Below are 2,673 nucleotides of genomic sequence, written 5' to 3'. Positions count from 1 at the left end.
TCCTTATCCTGCAAAGTTTCCACCACAGTTGCCCAAAAAAATTTTAGAGGACTACGCTATAAAAGGACAAACTGTTCTTGACCCATTTTGCGGCTCAGGAACTACTTTGGTAGAAGCTCGAATTTTCGGAGCAAATGCAATTGGAGTAGATGTAAACGGGTTAGCAGTATTACTTTCTAAAGTCAAAGCAACACCACTCTCCATTATTCAATTTTCTGCTATTGAAAAATTTATCGCAGAAATAGAGGATAATATTTTAAAATGGAAATTTAATGGCAGACCGAAAATAAAAACCAAAGAGATTGAAGGACAAGATCACTGGTTTCAGAAAAATGTTTCAGAGGAAATTACATTTATTCTAAATGAAATTACAAAACAAAAGGATCCCGATGTTCAGAATTTTCTGAAAATTGTCTTATCCTCAATTATAGTCCGTGTTTCCAATCAGGAAAGTGATACACGCTTTGCCGCCATTCAAAAAAATATTCCTGACTGTCTGACTCTTGAATTATTCTGCAAGCGAGCAATAGAATATAATTTGAGAATTAAAGAGTTTTCTGAATTGGTTTATGACAAAACCGAATTACAAGTTTTCAATGCAGACAGCCGCAACCTTAATTTCATTTCCGATAATTCCATTGATATTATTATTACTTCGCCACCTTATGCAAATACTTACGATTATTACTTGTATCACAAATTCCGCAAACGTTGGCTTGACCTTGACGTAAAATTTGCTCAATACAATGAGATTGGTTCTAGACGTGAGTATTCCAGCCTTAAAGAGAAAAAAGAAAAATGGAATGAAGATTTGATTAAGTGTTTTGCTGAAATGCAAAGAGTTTTGAAACCTAATCATTTTGCATTTATAGTTATTGGTGACAGTGTAATAAAAAAAGAATTGATAAAAATAGAAAAGGAAATTTCGGAATTTGCACCGAAAATTGGACTTAAGGTTAATGAGATTTTATCTTCTGATTTGTCAAAACATTCAAAAATTTTCAATCCTTCTTATGCTCAAAAGGGTAAAAAAGAACACTTAATTATTTTAGAAAAACTATAATGCAGGAAATACGACTTTATTACGAGAGTATAGAACAAGGCAGTGATTATTTGTTGCCAATTATACGCGAAGCCGCTCCTAAAGGAACAAGCATCAAGCTTGTGAAAAGACCAAAGAAGGCAAACCAATTTCCTATAGGGGCTTTGTCCTCAATAATGTCTTTCACCACGCCAGACGCTTTAATTACAGCAGTAAAAAACGGAATTGAATTTCCGTTAGCAATTATTGAATTTACCGAAGCGGTAAAAACGGAAGACCACGAATTACAACGCACCTACGGTGCGCTAGCATCGTATCTTTCCGAAACTTTTTACATCAAAATTTCAGGGCATAAGGAAAGTGAAAAAGTTTTTGGAGGAGCAGAATATAATCCATATTCAACACCAAAAATTTTAATTGACCAATTCGGTTATGAGGGCTATATTATTGCAGACTGGGGAACTAAAACAGACAACAAATTTACATTACAACGAAATCAAAATTTTCCATCTTGTCCTCCCGAAATTCCGATTTTAAGAAGCACAATTCAGGCAATTGTAAAATCGTTTTTAAAGTCAGAGAAAAATTGGTTTAAAAATTCAATCAAAAATTTAAAGCAAACTACATCTTACAAAGATTATCGTAAAGAAGTTGATAAAGCAACAGGATCAAAAGAACTTTTGGAAACTTGGAAGGGACGTAAGGCAACGAACTTAAATAAATTGCGTTACTTCGTAAATGAAGACTGGATTGGTGCAAAAATTAATCGATTCAGCCATGCAATGGACCCTGACAGAGGAATTTTAAATTTCATTTCGTTTGTGTTTTCAAAAACTCATAAAATTTTCGGAATTTACGCTTTGGTTCGTCCAAGAGGAAACGACATATTGAAAAAGGATTTGGATAGTTTGACAACTCTCCGCAGTAAGTTAAAAGAAGCTATTGCAAAAGATAGTGGTGGTGTTCCAAGTTGGTTTACAGACGAATTAGTGAAAGCCGCAAAAAGTGCGAAAAAATTAAACGAAACAATAAACTTTCAACCTATTTGGGAAAAACATAAAAGAAAAATTTCAGATAACAAAGTTGTTGCTACGATTGCGTTTTTATTAGACGGAATGTATCTCAATCACAACGGAATAAAACTTGTTTGGGACAGACGTAAATTGTTAGGGAACAGCAAAGGCGATATGCTTGATTTATTGAAAACTTATTTTTCATCTACTAAATTTTCAAGTGCTTCCGCACTTGTTGAAGAAAGCAATGAAGTTGATGAAGATGAAGTAACTTATGCGATTGTTCACAGGGTTTTAATTCCGAACAAGTTTAAAATTGTTTCAATTTCATATCCGGGTTCGCAAGGTGGTGGGGCAATTTTGCCTGATCCCGATTTAGGAAAAGCACAACCCCGTGAATACCCTGATATAATTGCATTACCTCCAAAGAAGAACGCAAAAATTGATGTGTTGTTAAACGAGAGTAAAGGTATGTTTCGACAAGCTGATATTGAGAAAGACACAGCAAAAATTTTGCGTTACAAGCACGACAAAAAATTACAAACAGCATTGAAAGAAACTTTAGTAGTTGCACAAGTGATAGACCAAAACGACAAAGTTCGGAATATTATTATTGGT

Annotated in this window: 2 protein-coding genes; both read left to right on the top strand. The window is 34.1% G+C overall.

The window, feature by feature from the left end; genetic code table 11:
* On the top strand, positions 1 to 1,063 hold a 1,063-nt coding region (locus KO361_05035), incomplete at its 5' end, for a site-specific DNA-methyltransferase (protein MCC7574930.1).
* Positions 1,063 to 2,673: hypothetical protein (locus tag KO361_05030; GenBank protein ID MCC7574929.1), on the top strand; the 1,611-nt coding region annotated here is incomplete at its 3' end. The genes KO361_05035 and KO361_05030, both read left to right, overlap by 1 nt.

The sequence above is a fragment of the Candidatus Woesearchaeota archaeon genome (genome assembly GCA_020854775.1).
Classification (GTDB): Archaea; Nanobdellota; Nanobdellia; order Woesearchaeales; family 21-14-0-10-32-9; genus 21-14-0-10-32-9.
This window is presented reverse-complemented; position numbering and strand designations above follow the sequence as displayed.